20 protein-coding genes are annotated in these 18,895 nt (G+C 57.9%); 6 read left to right on the top strand and 14 right to left on the bottom strand.

The features are described 5' to 3' along the window. The 4 genes from D8V06_RS15965 to D8V06_RS15950 all read right to left on the bottom strand — a co-directional run. A partial coding sequence (locus D8V06_RS15965) for an OsmC family protein (protein WP_177434438.1) occupies positions 1–566 on the bottom strand: 566 nt, incomplete at its 3' end. A gap of 170 nt (positions 567–736) precedes the next feature. Further along, a complete protein-coding gene (locus D8V06_RS15960) occupies positions 737–1,972 on the bottom strand; it encodes a nucleoside permease (RefSeq protein WP_130904569.1) in 1,236 nt (411 codons plus the stop codon). A gap of 46 nt (positions 1,973–2,018) precedes the next feature. Beyond that, positions 2,019–3,101: a sugar phosphate isomerase/epimerase family protein gene (locus D8V06_RS15955; RefSeq protein ID WP_241667829.1), complete on the bottom strand. Its 1,083-nt coding sequence runs from the start codon at positions 3,099–3,101 to the stop codon at positions 2,019–2,021. A 14-nt stretch (positions 3,102–3,115) separates the two neighbouring features. Beyond that, positions 3,116–4,282, bottom strand: coding sequence for a Gfo/Idh/MocA family oxidoreductase (locus D8V06_RS15950; protein WP_130931285.1), 1,167 nt, complete (start codon positions 4,280–4,282; stop codon positions 3,116–3,118). 177 nt (positions 4,283–4,459) lie between these two features. Here D8V06_RS15950 and D8V06_RS15945 point away from each other — a divergent pair, with 177 nt between their 5' ends. Continuing rightward, positions 4,460–5,458 (top strand): LacI family DNA-binding transcriptional regulator, encoded by a 999-nt coding sequence (locus tag D8V06_RS15945; protein ID WP_130904571.1) that lies wholly within the window; start codon positions 4,460–4,462, stop codon positions 5,456–5,458. A 32-nt stretch (positions 5,459–5,490) separates the two neighbouring features. On the opposite strand, the gene D8V06_RS15940 is transcribed toward D8V06_RS15945, so the two are convergent. After that, positions 5,491–5,817 carry a hypothetical protein gene (locus D8V06_RS15940; RefSeq protein ID WP_056856908.1) on the bottom strand — a complete coding sequence of 109 codons (327 nt, stop codon included), beginning with the start codon at positions 5,815–5,817 and terminating at the stop codon, positions 5,491–5,493. A gap of 136 nt (positions 5,818–5,953) precedes the next feature. Further along, entirely contained in the window at positions 5,954–6,481 is a 528-nt protein-coding gene (locus D8V06_RS15935; RefSeq protein ID WP_056856650.1) for a helix-turn-helix domain-containing protein, read from the bottom strand. Between the two features lie 99 nt (positions 6,482–6,580). Between D8V06_RS15935 and D8V06_RS15930 the strand changes: the two genes are divergently transcribed. After that, on the top strand, positions 6,581–7,204 hold the full coding sequence (locus D8V06_RS15930; RefSeq protein ID WP_130931284.1) for an isochorismatase family cysteine hydrolase: 624 nt from the start codon (positions 6,581–6,583) through the stop codon (positions 7,202–7,204). A gap of 7 nt (positions 7,205–7,211) precedes the next feature. Continuing rightward, complete coding sequence (locus tag D8V06_RS15925; protein WP_130931283.1) at positions 7,212–8,777, top strand: aldehyde dehydrogenase (NADP(+)); 1,566 nt, start codon at positions 7,212–7,214, stop codon at positions 8,775–8,777. 30 nt (positions 8,778–8,807) lie between these two features. Here D8V06_RS15925 and D8V06_RS15920 read toward each other — a convergent pair whose 3' ends face one another. Then, entirely contained in the window at positions 8,808–9,866 is a 1,059-nt protein-coding gene (locus tag D8V06_RS15920; RefSeq protein ID WP_177434437.1) for a diguanylate cyclase, read from the bottom strand. A 242-nt stretch (positions 9,867–10,108) separates the two neighbouring features. On the opposite strand from D8V06_RS15920, the gene D8V06_RS15915 reads away from it, so the two are divergent. Next, complete coding sequence (locus tag D8V06_RS15915) at positions 10,109–10,309, top strand: hypothetical protein (protein ID WP_056856654.1); 201 nt, start codon at positions 10,109–10,111, stop codon at positions 10,307–10,309. Positions 10,310–10,373: 64 nt separating this feature from the next. Here D8V06_RS15915 and D8V06_RS15910 read toward each other — a convergent pair whose 3' ends face one another. Further along, entirely contained in the window at positions 10,374–10,571 is a 198-nt protein-coding gene (locus tag D8V06_RS15910) for a YbdD/YjiX family protein (RefSeq protein ID WP_056856655.1), read from the bottom strand. Positions 10,572–10,573: 2 nt separating this feature from the next. Continuing rightward, positions 10,574–12,631: a carbon starvation CstA family protein gene (locus D8V06_RS15905; RefSeq protein WP_056856656.1), complete on the bottom strand. Its 2,058-nt coding sequence runs from the start codon at positions 12,629–12,631 to the stop codon at positions 10,574–10,576. A gap of 358 nt (positions 12,632–12,989) precedes the next feature. Here D8V06_RS15905 and D8V06_RS15900 point away from each other — a divergent pair, with 358 nt between their 5' ends. Both D8V06_RS15900 and D8V06_RS15895 read left to right on the top strand, forming a co-directional pair. Next, on the top strand, positions 12,990–14,357 hold the full coding sequence (locus tag D8V06_RS15900; protein ID WP_130931281.1) for a cache domain-containing protein: 1,368 nt from the start codon (positions 12,990–12,992) through the stop codon (positions 14,355–14,357). A 28-nt stretch (positions 14,358–14,385) separates the two neighbouring features. Further along, positions 14,386–15,018, top strand: a complete 633-nt coding sequence (locus D8V06_RS15895) for a response regulator transcription factor (RefSeq protein WP_130931280.1) — start codon at positions 14,386–14,388, stop codon at positions 15,016–15,018. A gap of 12 nt (positions 15,019–15,030) precedes the next feature. Here the strand turns inward: D8V06_RS15895 and D8V06_RS15890 are convergent, their stop codons facing one another. The 5 genes from D8V06_RS15890 to D8V06_RS15865 all read right to left on the bottom strand — a co-directional run. Then, positions 15,031–16,050, bottom strand: coding sequence for an ABC transporter substrate-binding protein (locus D8V06_RS15890; RefSeq protein ID WP_130931279.1), 1,020 nt, complete (start codon positions 16,048–16,050; stop codon positions 15,031–15,033). Between the two features lie 82 nt (positions 16,051–16,132). After that, positions 16,133–16,348, bottom strand: coding sequence for a TOBE domain-containing protein (locus D8V06_RS15885; protein ID WP_056856660.1), 216 nt, complete (start codon positions 16,346–16,348; stop codon positions 16,133–16,135). A gap of 200 nt (positions 16,349–16,548) precedes the next feature. Then, positions 16,549–17,436 carry a hypothetical protein gene (locus D8V06_RS15880; protein WP_130904577.1) on the bottom strand — a complete coding sequence of 296 codons (888 nt, stop codon included), beginning with the start codon at positions 17,434–17,436 and terminating at the stop codon, positions 16,549–16,551. Between the two features lie 479 nt (positions 17,437–17,915). Continuing rightward, the gene (locus D8V06_RS15870; protein ID WP_056856662.1) at positions 17,916–18,350 is read right to left on the bottom strand and encodes a hypothetical protein; all 435 of its coding nucleotides are present in this window, start codon (positions 18,348–18,350) and stop codon (positions 17,916–17,918) included. 4 nt (positions 18,351–18,354) lie between these two features. Then, positions 18,355–18,895: RHS repeat-associated core domain-containing protein (locus tag D8V06_RS15865; RefSeq protein WP_277751303.1), on the bottom strand; the 541-nt coding region annotated here is incomplete at its 5' end.

Here is an 18,895-nt window from a genome sequence, read left to right as displayed (position 1 = left end):
ACATTGGGCACGATATTGCGCCACGAAGCGATTTCAATCTTCATGCCAAGGCCGGCCAGAATGCCCGACATGTTGGCGATGGTTTGCTCCAGCGGCAGGTCCTTGCCGACGATGTAGGTGCCCGCCTCCGACATGGAAGCAGGCATCAACAACGCCTGGGCATCGGCGTCCAGGTTCTCCACTTCTTCAATCACGAACTCAGGCCCGGCTTGCACCACCTTCTTCACCGTGCAGCGGTCGATGGAGCGCAAAATGCCCTGACGGTCCTTGTCGGAGATGTCGGCCGGCAACTCGACCTGAATCTTGAAGATCTGGTTGTAGCGGTTTTCCGGGTCGACAATATTGTTCTGGGACAGGCGGATATTGTCGGTGGGAATGTTGCGGGTCTGGCAGTACAACTTCACAAAGTAAGCCGCACACAACGCCGACGAAGCCAGGAAGTAATCGAATGGACCCGGTGCCGAACCATCGCCCTTGTAGCGGATGGGTTGGTCGGCAACCACGGTGAAGTCATCGAACTTGGCTTCAAGTCGAAGGTTGTCGAGAAAGTTGACCTTGATTTCCATGCGGGATTACCAGAATACGAGCTAAACGAATGGCGGCCATTATCCGGCTTTTCAGCTGCAAGTCTTGTGCTTTTCAGTCATGGCCGCTGAGCGGGAGAGACCGCTGGCGAATTCGTTGCCGACACCGCCCGCGCGCAGGCGGACGGCGAATGTGCGCTGGCAGGTGATCATCAAACCGAAGTTTGCACCTCCACAGCCTCCCGGCCTTTGAACGCCAGGGAGAAGAAGAAAAAGATCACCAATGCAAAACCTGCCGGGAACAACCAGATGTGCTTCCAGTCATGGCCGCCCGCTGTCGTGGCGTAGTGATCGGTCACCTGCCCCGCCACCCAGAAACCGATCAGCATGCCCAGACCGTAAGTCGCCAACGTAATCAAGCCTTGGGCCGAACTCCTGAAACGTTCCGAGGCCTTGGCGTCGGTGTAGATCTGGCCCGAAACGAAGAAGAAGTCGTAACAGATGCCGTGCAAAGCGATGCCGGTGAACAGCATGAAGGCCAGGTCGCCGTTATTGCCGTAGGCAAACAGCAGATAGCGCAAGGCCCACGCCAGCATGCCCACCAACAGCGCGAGCTTGATCCCGAAGCGATGGATGAACAGCGGCAGAAGCAGCATGAACAACACTTCGGAGACTTGCCCGATGGCCATTTTCGCCGTGGGATTGGTCACGCCGATTTCCGCCAGGAACGGGTTGGCGTTCTGGTAGTAAAACGCCAGTGGAATGCAGATCAGGATCGAGGCGATGAAGAACACCAGGTAGCTGCGATCCTTGAGCAGACCGAGGGCGTCCAGCCCGAGCATTTGCTTGAGACCGACACGCCCCGCTTCCGGCTGCAATGGCGCGGTACGCGGCAAGGTAAAGCTGTAGAGCCCCAACAGCAGCGAGGCGATCGCCGACATCAAGAACGTATTGCGCAACCCGCCAGACGAAATCGCCGCTTGCGAGTCCCAGGCGAACACAAAACTGATCACCACACCGGCGACGATCCAGCCGATTGTGCCCCACACGCGAATGCGCGAAAACTCCAGGGCCGGGTCGCTCATCTGGCGGAAAGCCACCGAGTTCACCAGCGCCAGGGTCGGCATGTAAATCATCATGTAGGCCAGCACAAACGGGTAGAACGTGCTGAAGTCAGGCGCTTGATACAGCTGATAGAGCAATACCGCGCCGACCAGGTGCAACACCGCGAGGATGCGCTCGGCATTGAAGAACCGGTCGGCAATCAGGCCGATCACAAAAGGCGCGATGATCGCGCCCCAGGACTGGGTCGAAAACGCCATGCCGATCTGCCCGCCACTGGCGCCCAGATTGCTGGCAAGGAATGTACCGAGGGTGACGAACCAGCCACCCCAGATAAAGAACTGCAGGAACATCATTGCGCTCAGTCGCGCGGTCATCAACGTCATAACAGTCACCGTCTTATTGTTGTTTTTTACCAGCAAGGGACCTGCATCAGGCGTCGGGCAACCCCAGCAAACGCCGATTGAAACGCTCATCAGCAGACACCCCGGCGAAGTCGTCGAAGGCTTTGCGCGTCCTGGTGATCATGTGTCGCTCGATGAACGCTGCACCTTCAGCGGCACCCTGCGCGGAATCCTTCAGGCAGCATTCCCACTCCAGCACGGCCCAACCGTCGAAGTCGTATTGGGTCAATTTGCTGAAGATCGATCTGAAATCGATCTGGCCGTCGCCCAACGAGCGGAAGCGCCCCGGCCGCTCGACCCAGCCTTGGTAACCGCCATAGACACCCGAACGGGCATCGGGGCGGAACTCGGCGTCCTTGACGTGGAACATGCGGATGCGCTCGTGGTAGCGGTCGATGAACCCCAGGTAATCCATTTGCTGCAGCAACAGATGGCTCGGGTCGTAGAGGATGGCGGCGCGGGGATGGTGATCGACCGCCTCGAGAAAACGCTCGAACGAAGCGCCGTCATGCAGGTCTTCGCCGGGGTGGATTTCGTAGCACAGGTCGACCCCGGCGGCTTCGAAGCAGTCGAGGATCGGCAGCCAGCGCTTGGCCAGTTCGGCGAAACCTTGCTCGACCAAACCGGCCGGACGCTGTGGCCACGGGTACATGTATGGCCACAGCAACGCACCGGAAAACGTCGCGTGAGCCTTCAAGCCCAGACGTTGACTGGCGCGCGCGGCCAGTTTCAACTGGTCGATGGCCCATGCAGTGCGCGCCTCGGGCTGCCCACGCAAATGCTGTGGCGCGAAATCATCGAACAGCGTATCGAACGCCGGATGCACTGCCACCAATTGCCCTTGCAGATGGGTCGACAGCTCACTGATTTCGACACCCGCGCCGGCGCACACGGCTTTCAATTCGTCGCAGTAGCTCTGGCTTTCGGCAGCGCGTGCGAGGTCGATGAACTGCGTCCCCAGCGTCGGCAACTGAATACCTTTGTAACCCTGGGAGGCCGCCCATCGGGCGATGTTGGCCAAGGTATCGAACGGGGCCTCGGCGGACATGAACTGCGCAAGGAAAATCCCCGGGCCGCGCATGCCGGATGAAGATTGAGAAAAGTCGGTCATGGAGGTCTCCAGCGTCATGGGGTACAGACCAGTTCGGTCCACTTGGCGTCGCCGCGATGGTTGGCGATGACGGTTTCAATGAACGCCATGCCACGCAGGCCGACGTCGATACCGGGCACGCCCGGCGCGTCATGCCCGGCAACCTCGCCGCGAATCGCCTTGGCTAAATCGCCGTACAGATTGGCCATGGCTTCGAGATAGCCTTCGGGATGGCCGGCGGGCAGGCGCATACGCTGGCTGGCGGCTGCGCACAACCACGCCTGGCCGACCCCGGAACGCAGGATGCGCAAGGGCTGATCGAGGGCTCGGTGGATCAGGCTGGCCGGTTCCTCCTGCCGCCACTCCAACCCGCCCTTGTCGCCGTAGACACGGATCTTCAACGGGTTCTCTTCGCCCGCGCAGACCTGGCTGGCAATCAGCACGCCACTGGCGCCATCGGCCATCTTGAACAGCATCGAGGCATCATCGTCCAGCTGTCGGCCGTCAATATGGATACCCAGCATTGCGCACAGCTGCTCAATGGGTTGATCCGCGACAAATTCGGCCAGGGAAAACGCGTGGGTGCCGATATCACCGATGCATCCACCCAAACCGGACTGCTCAGGCAGATCACGCCAGGCGGCCTGCTTGTTGCCCTGCCCGGCGACGTCCTGGCTCAGCCAGCCTTGGGGATACTCGACAATCACCTTGCGCACGGCGCCGATCACACCACTGCGCACCATGTCCCGCGCTTGCCAGACCATGGGATAACCCAGATAAGTGTGGGCCAGGCCGTACAAACGATCGCTGCGCTCAACCACCGTTTTGAGGGTGAGCAGTTCGGCCAGATTCAACGCTGCGGGTTTTTCACTGAATACATGAAACCCCGCGCTCAGCGCCTCGCTGGCAACCGGCGCGTGCAGATGATTGGGGGTGACGATCACCACCAGTTCCATGCGTTGTTCCATTGGCAAGGCACGTTCGGCTTCGAGCATTTGGCGCCAGTCGCTGTAGCAGCGTGACGCCGCCAAGCCCAGCGCTGCGCCGGTGCCTTGATTGTTTTCGGCGTCGCGGCTGAACGCGCCACACACCAGTTCAAAGCGCCCATCGAGCCCGGCGGCCTGACGGTGGGCCTTGGCGATGAAGGCACCTTCGCCACCACCGACAAATCCCATTCTTATTTTTGGCACGACAGCGTTCATTGCATTTTTTCTCTATCTGGACTGGAAACCGGCCATGATGTAACCGGTTACATCGTGGCGGAAATTTAGGCTCAGTTCAGTGACCTGTCAAACCCCGGTTAAAACTTGACGAACATTTCAGCCCATGACCGACCTGCGGTAAGCTCACCGGCCGCGCTGTTTGAAAACGAGGTGGTCTTGTCCAATATCCGCGAAGTAGCCCGGTTGGCCGGTGTCTCGGTGGCCACCGTGTCCCGCACACTGAAGTCGCCCGAGCGCGTGCTCCCCGAAACCCGCGACAAGGTCAATGCCGCCGTGGAACAGGCCGGTTACCGTCCGAACCTGATGGCGGTGCAGTTTCGCTCGCGCAGGACCGGCAATCTGGTGATTCTGGTGCCGGCCATCGCCAATACATTCTTCGCCCGGGTCATCAGCGGTGCGCAACAGGCTGCTCAGGCCGCAAACTATCGTTTGCTACTGTGCGACACCCAGGGGCGGGAGGAAATCGAACGGGAATTCGCCGAACTGGTGTACAACCACCAAGCCGATGGCGTGATCCAGCTGCGTGCCTACGACCCGTTCGAGGCGCCCTTCCCCAACGCCGAACTGCCGCCCATCGTCAACGCCTGCGAAGTCATCCAGGGCGGTCGCCATCCAACGATCAGCCTCGACAACCGCGCCGCCGCCAAGGCCATGACTGAACATTTGATCGCACTCGGCCACCGCCGCATCGGCCTGATCAAAGGCCCGAAAAGCAGCCCGCTGACCCGCGATCGCGTGGCGGGTTATCAGGCTGCCTTGGATCAGGCGGGCATTGCCTCCGATCCTGCCTTGATCTGCCACGGTGATTTCAGCCTCAAAGCCGGCTATGACGGCGCGGCAGCGATGCTGAAACTGGCCGATCGTCCCACCGCGTTGTTTTGCGAAAATGACGAGATGGCCATCGGTGCGCTCAAGCACATCAAGCAACAAGGCCTGCGCGTGCCAGAGGATGTTTCGTTGGTGGGGTTCGACGATATCCCTTTCGCGGCTTACTGCGACCCGCCGCTGACGACCATCGCCCAACCGGCGGAAATGTTCGGCCAGACAGCCGTCGAAATGTTGATCGCGCTGATCGAGAAAAAACCGCTGGCACAGCGGCATGTGGTGTTGCCATTTGAGTTGACGTTGCGCAGCAGCACAGCGGCGCGAACCTGATCCCCGGCGGGAGCGTACCTGCTAGCGGTGCCTCACAGACATTCCTGGGCAGCGCGTTCAAGCCGGGAAGGACCGAACGTCGACGCCAGCAAAGCGCGCTCGTACAGGAACACTTTGCCTTTGTAGGCCTCGAGAACGTCGTCGGCAGCCACCTTGCTCGAGACCACGATCCGGTAACTGCGCTGAGTTTCCGAGACGGTGGTGTGCAGTGCACCTTCATGCAGTTTTGGCAGAACGCACTCTGCGTATTCTTCAGGTGCTTTTTTCGTCTGCAATGTCAGCGTCGGGTCGTTTGGCGTGGAGGCACAACCCGACAACAGCACAAATGCGACAAGGGCCAGTGGAGTTAAAATCTTCATCGCGCCGGTTCCGTTAAAAGCGTTTGAGTTGGGCGCAATTTTCACTGTTTGCTGCAGGCAACAGAACTTGTGATCAATGATGGTCACTATTACTCGAACGAATAGTCGGCGTTAGCGGCCTCATGCCACCTGCGCCTCACTGTTCGAGTTTATCGACCACCGTCCCGCGCTTGCCCTTGAAAGCGTCGCGCCGTGCAGCGCGTTCTTCGATGTAGGCTGGCGCGGGCTCGCTGATCAGCGTTTCACGACTCAGCAACTCGCCGCAATGGGCACACAACGGCCCGAGTCCCGCAGGCTGGCCGCAGACCCGGTGGATATGACGCACGGCCAGCCCCTCGTCCGGGGATTTGCACCAGGTCTCGCCCCAGGCACGCAACGCCAGGACCACCGAGTAAAACGCCTCGCCCTTGGCAGTGAGGTGGTACTCGTAGCGCGGCGGCCGCTCGCTGTAGGCGCGGCGCTCAACCATCCCGTCAGCCTCCAGGCTTTTAAGACGCGCCGCGACCATCTGCGGCGTGCCGCCCGTCTGCACTTGAATCTCGTCATAACGATGATTGCGCATGAACAACTCGCGCAAAACCAGCACGGTCCAGCGATCGCCGACGATGTCCTCGGCCCGTGCAATCGGGCACAACGTTTCAGGACTATTCTTCTTTACCGCCATACGGGCTTGCCTCTTTCCTAGTTACTATGATTATCATACTAACAACATGCCAAGGCAATCCCATGGCATGGGTCAGTCTAAATTCCTGGAGTATCCGTCATGTCCAACGCAGCCTACCCGCTTGATCGGACCGCTTACCTGCTGGTCGACCCCTACAATGATTTCCTGTCCGAAGGCGGCAAGATCTTCCCCTTGCTCGAGCCCATCGCCAAGCAGGTCGGCTTGCTCGATAACCTGCGCAGCCTCGACCGCACCGTCCGCGCCCTCGACATTCCGGTGGTCATCGTACCGCACCGTCGCTGGGAACACGGCGACTACGAAAACTGGGATCACCCCAGCCCCACCCAATGCAAGATCCAGCACATGCATCACTTCGCACGTGGCGAATGGGGTGGCGAATGGCATCCCGATTTCGCGCCACAGGAAGGCGACATCATCGTCCAGGAGCATTGGGGTTCCAGCGGTTTTGCCAATACCGACCTGGATTTTCGGCTCAAACAGAAAGGCATCACTCACGTGATCATCGTCGGCCTCCTCGCCAACACCTGCATTGAGGCCACTGCCCGTTACGCCCAGGAACTCGGCTATCACGTCACCCTGGTACGCGACGCCACCGCCGCGTTCAAACCGGAAATGATGCACGCCGCCCATGAACTGAATGGCCCGACGCATGCCCATTCGATTGTGACGACCGAACAACTGATCGCCACCCTCAAGCCGTGAGCCAAACATGAAACTGACCGGAAACCTGTTGATCGGCACCAGCGAAGTCCCCGCCAGTGCCGGGACCATGAAAGCGCTCAACCCAGCGACCAATCTGCTCATCGAGCCGGACTTCGCCTTCGGTGGCGTCAACGAAGTGGACATGGCGGCCAATCTGGCCGACGAAGCGTTCGACCACTACAGCCATACTTCACTGACTGAACGCGCGGCGTTCCTCGAGCGCATCGCCGCTAACCTCGATGCGCTCGCCCAGCCCTTGGCGGCGCGGGCCGCACTGGAAACCGGCCTGCCCGAGGCGCAACTCCAGGGCGAAGCGGCGAAGGCTGCCACCCAGTTCCGTCAGTTCGCCGAAGTGGTGCGCAAAGGTCGCTTCCTGCAACTGGCCATCGATCCGGCGCAGCCTGATCGCCAGCCACGGCCGCGCATGGATCATCGCCTGCAGAAAATCGCCCTCGGCCCCGTGGCCATTTTTGGTGCGAGCAACTTTCCCATCAGCTACTCGGTAGCCGGTGGCGATACTGCTTCAGCGCTGGCGGCCGGCGCGACGGTGATCGTCAAGGCGCACAACGCGCATCCTGGTGCCTCGGAGATTCAAGCGTTGGCCATTCGCAAAGCCGTGCAGGACAGCGGTTTGCCCGAAGGCGTGTTCTCCATGGTGCGTGGCGGCGGCAATGCCATCGGCGAGGCGCTGGTCGACCATCCATTGATCAAGGCCGTGACCTTCACCGGTTCGGAACAGGGTGGCATGGCGCTGTACCGCCGCGCACAGCTACGCCCTGAGCCCATCCCGGTGTTTACCGAGATGACCAGCGTCAACCCGACGTTCATCCTGCCCCAGGCCTTGGCCGTGCGCGGCGCGCAGATCGGTGACGGATTTGTCGAGCGCATGCTGGTCAACGTCGGGCAAGCCTGCCTCAAGCCGGCGATCCTGATTGCCATCGAAGGCGCCGGTTTCGAAGCCATGCGTGCCGCCATGATCAAACGTGTGGCTGACGCACCAGCGCGTCCGATGCTGACGTCGGGCATTCACGCGTCCTACCTCAGCGGTCTGGACCACCTGCAAAACGCTGGCGCTCAACCTGTCGCTGAAGGCACGGCGGCGGTGGCAGACCTGGATGGCCAGTCGGCCTTGCTTGAAGTGGACGGCGATCGCTTCCTCAGCGAATCGGCCCTGGCACACGAAGTGTTCGGTCCGGCAGCGCTGTTGGTGAAGGTCAAGGATCAGGCGCAAATGCTCGCGGTAGCGCGTGCACTGCGCGGCCAACTCAGCGCGGCAATGCATTTGGAGGAAGAAGACTTTGAACTGGCCCGCCGATTGCTGCCGATCCTCGAGCGTCGTACCGGGCGAATCGTGGTCAACGCTTTCGCCCATCCGCAGGAGGTGTCGTACGCCACCATTCACGGCGGGCCGTTTCCGGCATCGTCAGACAGCCGTTTCACCTCGGTGGGCATGACCTCGATCGAGCGTTTTTTGCGTCCGTTGTCCTATCAGGGCTTCCCTGACGCGCTACTGCCCGAGGTCTTGCGTGACAGCAACCCCTTCGGCGTGCCGCGCAGCGTGGACGGTCAGTAAACAGAAATCCGGCGCGACGCAAGCGCAAGACTATGCCGGGCTTTTCTGCAAGGCATGCACCTGATTGCGACCGTTGCGCTTGGCTTCATACAGTCCGTCATCGGCGCGGGTCACCAGGCTTTCAAGATTGTCGTTGGGCTGTGCGAAGGCGACACCGAAAGACGCGGTGATTGTGTCCAGCACAGTATCGGTGCCACGCGCCTTGATCCGCAGGGATTGCACTTTCAGGCGCAGGTGTTCGGCGAAGGTATGGGCGGCGGCCAGATCGGCGCAGCCCTCGAGCACGACACAGAACTCCTCGCCGCCGTAACGTCCTGCGAATGCATTGGCGGGCAGCGCGCCGCGCAACACTTGCCCGACATGCTGCAACACGCGGTCGCCCAATGGGTGACCGTACTGATCGTTGAATTGCTTGAAATGGTCGATGTCGAGCATGACCAGCGCCACCGCCCGGGAGGCCTTGCCCAGTGCCTGCTGCAGCAAACGGGTAAACGCCGTGCGATTGAGCAGTTCGGTCAGACCATCGACGGTGGCGGCCCGTTGGGCGCGCTCCAGTTTGTCGCGCAGGGTCTTGATTTCGTTTTGCGCAGATTGCAACTGGCCGAGGAAGTGCTCCTGCTGGCTTTGCATCACGCGGGTGCTCTGCTGCAGCTCATTGAGAATGCCCGGCAAGCGGTCGCTGACCGGTTCGTCGAGCATTTCAAGGCACTGGCCCAAGCGGTTCTGGAAGTTCTGACTGCCCTGCACGCTACGCGAAATGTCGCGCTCCATCCCGTCGACCAGACTGATGACCTGGTGCTGCTCGGCGCGAGCGTCTTCCAGTTCGTCACGAATGATGTATTCGCGAAACAGCCGGGTGGCGGATTCTGGCGGGCAACCGTCGAAGTCCCGCACAACCCGGTCCAGGTGCCGGTTGAGCTCCGGATCCAGCCCCTTGCTATAGGTGTACCAGAGCGCGTAATGCACAGGATTGGGCGGAATGTTGTGGCGAACCATCAGGGGCACGGCTTGCTTGAGCAACGCTGCGGCCTCGCGGGAGTCTTCCGGATAAAGCGCTAGAACATTCGCACGCGATTCTGATTGGCTCATGGCATCACTGTAGTTATTAATCGATGGCATTCAGACGACGCGCAGAGCATACCGATACCCCTGGCAAACGGCTATCCCGCTTTGGTTTGGAAGTGACTTTGAAATGGCCATTCCTAGCGACTATTCATGCCGATACACAAGAAATGAACAGTCTTTTTCATGAAAAGATGTCACAATGACATTACACCACTGCCATACACACTCGGTAGTCACCAAAAACATCGGCAGCATGAGGAAACGCCATGTCCATGAAAGCGCTGTTCATCTACTGGCCATTGCTGTCAATCGCCACCGCCTTCGTATTCTGTCGCCTGATCCACAAGGCCAAACTGGCTGATCGGGCAATGCAGGCACAACAACGGCGGGACTTGGCGCCCCGCGAACGAAATACCGAGGTTCAGGTTACACACAGTGACCATGCCTCGGCTCGCCTGGCGGCGTGATCCGCTGGCGTTACAGAATTGCGCATAAAAAAACCGGCCTGTTCAGGCCGGTTTTTTTATTCACTCAACAACACTTCGGTCCAGCCTTGCTCCCGTAACGGGCCTCCTGGCGTTCGCGGAAGAACGCCTCGTAGTCCATCAACGGCTGGTCCGGGTGCTTGGTTTGCATGTGCTCGACGTAGTTATCGTAGTCGGGCATGCCCACCATCAGGCGCGCGGCCTGACCGAGGTATTTGCCGAGACGACTCAGGTCATTGAACATGATCAGGCATCCGGCAGCGCTTGATACGGCGCTTCTTTATCCGTGCGCTCTTTGGTACCCCAGGCGGCAACGCCGACCTTGAGCGCAAAGAACAGGATGCTGAACACCACGAACAGGAACAGCGCGGTCAGCGTTGCATTGGTGTAGGCGTTGAAGATCACGTGCTGCATCTGGTCGATGCTTTTCGCTGGCGCCAATACCTGACCGTTGGCCAAGGCATCGCTGTACTTCTTGGCCAAGGCCAGGAAGCCGACTGCCGGGTTAGCGTCGAACAACTTGATGAAGCCCGCCGTCGTGGTGCAGATCAGCAGCCAAACGGCTGGCAGCAACGTGACCCAGACGTAACGCTGGCGCTTCATCTTGATCAGCACCACGGTGCCGAGCATCAGCGCAATACCGGCCAGCATCTGGTTGGAAATACCGAACAACGGCCACAAGGTGTTGATGCCACCCAGCGGGTCGATCACGCCTTGATACAGCAGATAACCCCACATCGCCACGCAACCGGCAGTTGCAACCAGGTTGGCGGTCCAGGATTCGGTACGTTTGAGGGCCGGAACGAACGAGCCGAGCAAGTCTTGCAGCATGAAACGACCGGCACGGGTACCGGCGTCTACCGCCGTGAGGATGAACAGCGCCTCGAACAGGATCGCGAAGTGGTACCAGAACGCCATGGTGTTTTCGCCCGGGAGCACGCTGTGCAGGATCTGCGCGATACCGACGGCCAGGGTTGGTGCACCGCCGGCACGGGCCAGGATGGTGGTTTCACCGATGTCATGGGCCACCGCTTGCAGCGCTTCCGGAGTGATTGCGAAGCCCCAACTGCTGATGGTTTGCGCGACGGTTACAGCATCGGCGCCGACGACGGCGGCCGGGCTGTTCATCGCGAAGTACACACCCGGATCGATCACCGAAGCGGCGACCATGGCCATGATTGCCACGAAGGACTCCATCAGCATGCCGCCGTAGCCGATGTAGCGGGCATGACCTTCACTGGCCAGCAGCTTCGGCGTGGTGCCGGAAGCAATCAACGAGTGGAAGCCGGATACCGCACCGCAGGCAATGGTGATGAACAGGAACGGGAACAGACCGCCCTTCCACACTGGACCGGTACCGTCGACGAACTGGGTCAGCGCCGGCATTCTCAGCTCCGGCATGGTCACCAGAATACCGATGGCCAGGGCAACGATGGTGCCGATTTTCAGGAAGGTCGACAGGTAGTCGCGCGGCGCCAGGATCAGCCATACCGGCAACACTGCCGCGACAAAACCGTAGCCGATCAGCATCCAGGTGATCTGGATTCCCGTGAAGGTAAAGGCCTTGGCCCACACCGGGTCAGCGGCGATCTCGCCACCAAGCCAGATCGAACCCAGCAGCAACAGCACGCCGATGATAGAGATCTCACCGATGCGGCCCGGGCGGATGTAGCGCATGTAAATGCCCATGAACATCGCGATCGGGATGGTCGCCATCACCGTGAAAATACCCCACGGGCTTTCGGCCAGGGCCTTGACCACGATCAGCGCCAGCACCGCGAGGATGATGATCATGATCAGGAAGCAGCCGAACAGCGCGATGGTGCCGGGGATGCGGCCCATTTCTTCACGGACCATGTCACCCAGCGAACGACCGTTGCGGCGGGTGGACATGAACAGGACCATGAAGTCCTGAACGGCACCGGCCAGCACCACGCCGGCGATCAGCCACAGCGTGCCGGGCAGATAGCCCATCTGCGCCGCCAACACCGGACCGACCAGCGGCCCCGCGCCGGCAATCGCCGCGAAGTGGTGACCAAAAAGCACGTGTTTGTTGGTCGGCACATAGTCCAGACCATCGTTATTGAGTACGGCGGGAGTGGCGCGATTGGGGTCCAGTTGCATCACTTTGTTGGCGATGAACAGACCGTAATAGCGGTAAGCAACGAGATAGATGGCAACGGCTGCGACTACGATCCACAGGGCGTTGATCGCTTCGCCGCGGCGCAAGGCCACGACACTCAGCGCAATCGCTCCCAGGACAGCCACGGCAAACCAGGCAAGGTGTTTAGCCAGACGGGGCATAGCGTGTCTCCTGCCACAGCCAGTGAACTGCGGCGGTAATTTTTATAATTGTGTCCGCTGTGCGGAGCTGGCCCAATATCCGCGCATGCCGTCCACAAATAAATCCGCGTTACTACGTACGTGGCCTCTACGTAGTTCTACGTAGAACATGCTGATGCAACCCCCTGCAGGAGCAAAGCTTGCTCGCGATGGCGGTGTAACAGTCACCAAGATTATTGAAAGACACACCGCCATCGCGAGCAAGCTTTGCTCCTACAGGTTTGGGTTTATGCAGGCCATCAGTCATTCCGTCCTGCAACGCTACTGGCCAGGCGTATGTTTGGCATATGATCCCGAGCCTTCGCGCGCAGGAGTCAGCATGCAACTCAAACACAAGATCGTCGCCCTCGGGATTCTGCCGCTGGTGCTGGCCATTGCCGTCATCTGCGCGCTGGTGATTTCCCTGAACCGGCAACTGGGTGATCAACAGGCTCAGTTGATCGAAGACAGCATTCTGGCCAGCAAACGCGCCGAACTGAAAAACTACGTGGAAATGGCGAAAAGCCTCATCGAGCCGCTTTACGATGACGGCCACGGTGACGCCCAGGCCCAGCAAAAAGTGCTCGAAGAGTTGCGCAAACTCAGCTTTGGCATCAACGGCTACTTCTTCGTCTACGACCACGAGGGCCGCAGCCTGATGCACGCGCGGCAGTCGGAGCTGGTCGGCAAATACCTGTGGGACATGAAAGACCCCCATGGCCTGCCCGTCATCCAGGCCTTGCTCAAAAGCGCGCAATCGGGTGAAGGCTTTCAACGCTATGCCTGGAACAAACCTTCCTCGGGTCAAGTGACCGACAAACTTGCCTACGTCGTGATGCTCGATCGCTGGGGCTGGATGCTCGGCACCGGCATCTACCTCGAAGACGTCGAGCGTGCCACTCAACAGGCGCGCGACGAAGTCGCCATGGGCATTCGCAAGACCATGATGGCGATCGCCGTGGTCGCCCTCGTTGCGGTGCTGTTTGTGTTCGCCACGGGCATGACGCTCAATGTCAGTGAACACCGTCTGGCGGACAAGAAATTGCAGCGCCTGACCCAGCGCATCGTCAGCCTCCAGGAGGAAGAACGCTCACGGGTGTCCCGCGAGCTGCACGACGGCATCAGTCAGGTGCTGGTTTCGATCAAGTTTCAGTTCGAACTGGCCAGCCATCTGCTGGAGAACGCTCAGGCGCACGACAAAGGCCTGGGCACGTTAAGAAACGCCACTGAACGATTGGGCGAAGCGATTGGCGAGGTGCGCAGCCTGTCCCACGACCTGCGTTCATCCTTGCTCGATACGCTTGGCCTGTCCGCCGCAATCGGCCAACTGGCCGCTGAGTTCGCGCAACGCAGTGGTCTTACGGTGACCTACGACGACAATGAGTTCGACTGCCAATTGGTGGATGGCGCCGACGTCGCGCTGTTTCGCATCGTGCAGGAAGGCCTGACCAATATCGAACGTCATGCCGGGGCAAAAAACGTTGCCATTACCCTGCGCGGCTGTGAACAATCCGTTCGGTTGACCGTGGTCGACGACGGCGTAGGTTTCAACGTCGCTCAGGTCGAACGCCGTCACACCGGCATCGGCCTGCGCAACATCCGTGAACGCGTCGAACATTTTGGTGGGCGCTTCGAACTGATCTCGACCTCGGGACACAGCGAGCTGGATGTCCTGCTGCCGATGCAACTGCCCACCGGCAAACGCTGATGCCCCTGAAAACAAGAGTGAGCCTCGCATGAACCTGCCCTCCCCGATCCGCGTCGCCCTGGTCGACGATCACTCCCTGGTCCGCGACGGCATCAAGGCGCTGCTGGCCGTCATGTCGCCCCTGGAATTGGTTGGCGAGGCGGAAAACGGCGCGCAGGCCATCGAAATGGTCGGCCACTGCCGGCCAGACTTGCTGTTGGTCGACATCAGCCTGCCAGACATGAACGGCCTGGAGCTGACCCGCGTGTTGCGCAGCCAGTATCCATCGCTCAAGGTGCTGGTGCTGAGCATGTACAACAACTACGAATACGTCAGTGAGTCAGTGCGCTCCGGCGCCAGTGGCTATGTGCTGAAGAACGCGCCGTCCCGGGAAATCATCGCCGCCATCGAAGCCATCACCAGCGGCGGAACCTTCTACAGCGCCGAAATCGCCCAGCGCTTGATCGCCGACAAGAACACCGACAACGAGCTGACACCGAGGGAAAGCCAGGTGCTCGCCAAAATGGCCCAGGGCTTGAACAACAAGGAAATGGCCCGTGAACTGGACATCAGCGTGCGCACGGTGGAAACCCATCGCCTGAGCATTCGCCGCAAACTCAACATCGACAAGCCTGCGGCGCTGGTCAAATACGCCCTCGATCACGGACTGATTTCCCGCTGACACCACAGCCACTCAGCTTCCCGCACCACCGTGGGCTTCTTCAAAGAAGTAGTCTTTCCAGCTGTCCGCCTTGTTTTTCAGCACACCCAACGCCTGCAGTTTCTCGGCATAGACCGCCGTGCGCTGCGGCGTAACCGTAAAGTCGATTTCAGGATCGTTGACGATTTTCTCAACCAGTGGCAGCGGCAATTTCGATTGCTCAACCCGAATGTAAGTCGCGGCCGCCGCCGACTTGTCGGCCTTGATGATTTGTTCCGCCTCGGCCAATGCGTCGTAGAACGCCTTGTAGGTTTTCGGGTTTTCGTCGTGGAATTTTTCAGTGGTGTAAAGCACGTTGAACGTAGCCTGGCCACCCAGCACGTCGTAGGAACTCAGCACTTTGTGCACGTTGGGACTTTGCAATGCCTGATACTGGAACGGCGGACTGGAGAAATGAGAGGTGATTTCCGAGCCGCCCGCGATCAGTGCTGACGTCGCATCCGGGTGCGCGAGGCTGATAGAGATATCGTCGAACTTCTTGTAATGCTCATCGCCAAACACCTTGGCCGTTTCGATCTGCAACGTGCGTGACTGGAACCCGACACCCGCGGCCGGCACCGCAATCCGGTCCTTCTCGGTGAAGTCCTTGAGGCCCTTCACCTTCGGGTTATTGGTCAGCAGGTAGTTGGGCATCGAGCCCAGCGACGCGATCGCCTTGACGTTCTGCTTGCCCTTGGTCCGATCCCAGATCGTCAGCATCGGTGGCACACCCGCCGATACAACATCCAGTGCACCGGCCAACAACGCCTCGTTCATCGCCGTGGCACCGGAAATACTGTTCCAGTCGACCACAATATCCAGGCCCTGCGCCTTGCCTTGCTTCTCGATAAGCTGCTGATCGCGCACCACATCCAGAATCAGGTAACCGATGCCGAACTGCTGGGCAATGCTGATCTTGCCTTCAGCCTGGGCGGCCGGACTGAGCAATACACCGACCGCCGCAGCGGATGCCGCCAACAACGTCAACGCCGAATGCTTGAAACGACTCACCATGAAAACCTCAGGAATGAATAAAAGGAACGCGCCAAGTCACTCGCTACTCACGCGCGCCTGCGCAAATGACTTGAGACCGGGCTCAGAGTTTGGCAATCGAGACTTCGGTGGATTTCACGAAGGCAATGACTTCGCTGCCGACCTTCAATTCAAGGTCGCGTACCGAACGGGTGGTAATCACGGAAGTGACAATGCCGGACGCCGTCTGAACGTCGATTTCAGAGACCACTTCGCCTACGAGGATCTCCTTGATGACACCCTTGAACTGGTTACGCACGTTGATCGCTTTGATAGTCATGATGAGGCTTCCTGTCTGATGGCGAGCCCTTCCGCATGGATGGGCAGGCACTCAAAGTGCACTGCCTGCGACGACAACAAAAGGAATATATAATTATCTAGTTATTCTTTTAAGGAATATAAACTAAATCTGAGATGTGCTGTTTTGTCTACTGGCGAGGGGCACGACCGACAGTTATGCCGGTCGGCATTCAGTATTCCTCAAGCCAGGCTTGGCTCGGCTTTACCGTTGCTTATGCGCTGCTCATCCTGCAGCACATCCAGCGTGGTGAGAAATAGGTCGTGACTCATGATGCCGGTGCACACCGTTGAGAGCATCTCACTCCCCGTATCGTCCGTAAGGGTGACCTTCTCACTCCAGGTATTCAAATCGACTGAGGATAGCGTCGACGTTGCTACCTGACGCCCTTCAACTTTCAGAAAGTCGCGTGCCACAACAATTGTCTGGGTGTCCACATTCAGGAAATCGCCGGCAATGCGTTTGCGCCAGACCTGTCCGGTAGGCACATATTTGAAAGTTACCGGAGCGTTAGAATCAAGCATGTTCATCACAACCGGCAGTCGTTCTCGGACATGTAGTTCGCGCACCAATTGCTGAAAATCCTGAAACCCTTTGAGCGATTCGATAACCCGATGAAATGGCTCACTCGCGCTGCGCCGGTACGCCAGATTAGTAATCAGCCCAGTGAATGCAGCTTGCCCGGAGGCGAACAGGTAGAGGTCTTCTATTTCAGAAAACGCCGTGTATTGTTGCTGCTTCCCCGTGAGAGCAACAATGCCGTGCTCATAAACCTCATAATGGGTCCCACGCAGTTTTTTCTGCCAAACATATAGTCCGAACAGGACCGCGGAAATGACGACTAGCAAGCCACTGACAGAATAGATCAGCAACTGTGGACTGGAACCACGGCTGGTGTTCGCCCCGGAACTGGCCGCCGGCAGTATGGTGCCCAGAAACAACACAAATCCTGCCAGGCACAACATGACAATTCCAAACAACAGCATGAAAACCGGAAAGCCTTGGGCATGCCGGAAGGTGGAGATTAGCTGACCTGTTACTGATGGAGCGGGTATAGATGATTGCTGCATGGAATGTACTTCCCTAGTAGTTTATTTTCAAACAAAGCGTTATGGTTATTTCAACTGCCTTGTGTTAATCCATTAATAGATTTTTTAGTACAACCTCCTTCGATTTAATTCAAATACTCTTCGAACATCGTTCAATACGTGCGCTCCGAAGTTTTGGCCTCTCCTGGGAAGGAGTCTCCAAGGGAAGAACTCAAGTAATGGAAAAGTTTGATCTATTCCCTTTAGAAAAATACTATATTCCATCTCCGGAATCTGATAGATAGGAAAAATCACTCCCTTTCCCACTACACTTAACCCAATTGTTTCGCCACTCAAAAAAAGCTCGAATAAATTACCAGTATCTACCCCATTACTTAGAACAAAATCATTCAATACAACTGGGTCAAAAAATAACGATCCCGGGCTCGAATATTTCAATTTTCGCTATGCTTTTCATCCACAACCTCCTGCCGACGAAAAACTGATGAGTACAAATCCCTTCAATTTAACTCAAAAAAACTCTCCAAGAACTCGTTAAAACTTGCCCACTGGGGCTTGAGCTTCCCCAGCTTGAAATCAACCAATGAATCACCAAGAGAAAGTTCAACCACTTCGCCAGTTAGCTTATTATAAAAAAACCCACTCTCACCCTCAAAGCTATCCAACGGAAGGTACTCTAAAGGTACTCCAAGCGTTTCATGGGTTCGTTTCAGCGCCAAATCAAAGTTAGTATTTTTGGAAAACCAACAAATTTGATATATCTCTTTGCCGCGACTCATAAAAGTCGGCCCATCCTCAACATGAAGATAAAACTGACCGAAATCGCTAGACGCATCAACATTTATTTTCTTTAACTCTATTTCATAGTCAGCGCTGACGTCATCATACCACCAGCCTTGCTGCTTACAATAATCCATTATTTTTTTCGAAATCATATATTCACCCGCAACTTACAGATCCTCTAGAACGCCCAGAGTTTCGATTATTAATTTCCGATTGCGCTCGCCCCTTCCAATAAGCCTCTCGATCTCCATTGAACAAGTCTCTGTCTACAGGATTAATCGGGTGTTGACCAGGCAGATGAGGATGAAGGGCATTAGTTTTACCAAATTTTTGGTGGGTATCAGCAGACAGCTCGAACAGAGAACCCAAGCCATCTTGTTTCGAATGGTGTAAATTAAGTTGTGAGTAACTACCATTCTTTACCACGAACGGACTCTTCCCTTCCGACGCCAAATCGAGGTTAGTTCTGACGCCATTTCGAGTATTCACAGGCAGATCCCAATCGATAACTTGCTGATAAACCGTATGGACGCTCCCGGAAGGTGCTGTGAATGTAGACGGTGAGAAATATCCGGTCAACCCGAAAGGGTCTATCCATCCGGTAGAGTTGGCAGCATATCGGTAAAGATTAAACCCACCCAACAACCCAATCGGATCCTGCGTAACAAACCGCCCCACCTCCGGATCGTAATACCGA

Source organism: Pseudomonas sp. Sample_24, assembly GCF_004307605.1.
Classification (GTDB): Bacteria; Pseudomonadota; Gammaproteobacteria; order Pseudomonadales; family Pseudomonadaceae; genus Aquipseudomonas.
This window is presented reverse-complemented; position numbering and strand designations above follow the sequence as displayed.

Excerpts from the sequence above, each read along its gene's own strand:
- D8V06_RS15960 (WP_130904569.1), bottom strand. The coding sequence starts at position 1,972 with ATGACGTTGATGACCGCGCGACTGAGCGCAATGATGTTCCTGCAGTTC.
- D8V06_RS15955 (WP_241667829.1), bottom strand. The coding sequence starts at position 3,101 with ATGACCGACTTTTCTCAATCTTCATCCGGCATGCGCGGCCCGGGGATT.
- D8V06_RS15950 (WP_130931285.1), bottom strand. The coding sequence starts at position 4,282 with ATGAACGCTGTCGTGCCAAAAATAAGAATGGGATTTGTCGGTGGTGGC.
- D8V06_RS15940 (WP_056856908.1), bottom strand. The coding sequence starts at position 5,817 with ATGAAGATTTTAACTCCACTGGCCCTTGTCGCATTTGTGCTGTTGTCG.
- D8V06_RS15935 (WP_056856650.1), bottom strand. The coding sequence starts at position 6,481 with ATGGCGGTAAAGAAGAATAGTCCTGAAACGTTGTGCCCGATTGCACGG.
- D8V06_RS15930 (WP_130931284.1), top strand. The coding sequence starts at position 6,581 with ATGTCCAACGCAGCCTACCCGCTTGATCGGACCGCTTACCTGCTGGTC.
- D8V06_RS15925 (WP_130931283.1), top strand. The coding sequence starts at position 7,212 with ATGAAACTGACCGGAAACCTGTTGATCGGCACCAGCGAAGTCCCCGCC.
- D8V06_RS15920 (WP_177434437.1), bottom strand. The coding sequence starts at position 9,866 with ATGAGCCAATCAGAATCGCGTGCGAATGTTCTAGCGCTTTATCCGGAA.
- D8V06_RS15915 (WP_056856654.1), top strand. The coding sequence starts at position 10,109 with ATGTCCATGAAAGCGCTGTTCATCTACTGGCCATTGCTGTCAATCGCC.
- D8V06_RS15910 (WP_056856655.1), bottom strand. The coding sequence starts at position 10,571 with ATGTTCAATGACCTGAGTCGTCTCGGCAAATACCTCGGTCAGGCCGCG.
- D8V06_RS15905 (WP_056856656.1), bottom strand. The coding sequence starts at position 12,631 with ATGCCCCGTCTGGCTAAACACCTTGCCTGGTTTGCCGTGGCTGTCCTG.
- D8V06_RS15900 (WP_130931281.1), top strand. The coding sequence starts at position 12,990 with ATGCAACTCAAACACAAGATCGTCGCCCTCGGGATTCTGCCGCTGGTG.
- D8V06_RS15895 (WP_130931280.1), top strand. The coding sequence starts at position 14,386 with ATGAACCTGCCCTCCCCGATCCGCGTCGCCCTGGTCGACGATCACTCC.
- D8V06_RS15890 (WP_130931279.1), bottom strand. The coding sequence starts at position 16,050 with ATGGTGAGTCGTTTCAAGCATTCGGCGTTGACGTTGTTGGCGGCATCC.
- D8V06_RS15885 (WP_056856660.1), bottom strand. The coding sequence starts at position 16,348 with ATGACTATCAAAGCGATCAACGTGCGTAACCAGTTCAAGGGTGTCATC.
- D8V06_RS15880 (WP_130904577.1), bottom strand. The coding sequence starts at position 17,436 with ATGCAGCAATCATCTATACCCGCTCCATCAGTAACAGGTCAGCTAATC.
- D8V06_RS15870 (WP_056856662.1), bottom strand. The coding sequence starts at position 18,350 with ATGATTTCGAAAAAAATAATGGATTATTGTAAGCAGCAAGGCTGGTGG.